We start from the raw sequence: 338 nt of genomic DNA on the forward strand, positions 1-338 counted from the left end.
AGTTGGGGCGATTTGAACCACGTTAACACCTTCAGGTGGTGACCTCATAAACTCAACAGCCTCGGCGTAGCGCTGTTGATAGTGATGATAAATTTCAAACATCCGTGGCGATTGGTTGATACGCCTCATAATAGGTTTAAGCCTCTCCAACACCGGCATCTTGCCATCATCATGAGCTTCAACTGTGCGGATCACCCAAATGGTTTTCGCGCCTTTTTCATGAGCCCACCGCACCGGCAGGGGGTCGGCAACGCCACCATCCATCATGCCATGACCTTCGACTTTTACGCCGGGGCGATACAGAAATGGAATAGCGCTTGAGGCCTTTAGGTGCGCAA

At 51.5% G+C, this 338-nt stretch carries 1 protein-coding gene; it reads right to left on the bottom strand.

Translation table 11 applies throughout. The annotated features are described in order from the left end of the window. Positions 1–267: DUF6363 domain-containing protein (locus CWC14_RS18350; RefSeq protein ID WP_249928786.1), on the bottom strand; the 267-nt coding region annotated here is incomplete at its 3' end. Between the last annotated feature and the right edge of the window lie 71 nt (positions 268–338).

The organism is Pseudoalteromonas sp. S3260 (assembly GCF_005886925.1).
In the GTDB taxonomy this organism is placed as follows: domain Bacteria; phylum Pseudomonadota; class Gammaproteobacteria; order Enterobacterales; family Alteromonadaceae; genus Pseudoalteromonas; species Pseudoalteromonas tetraodonis.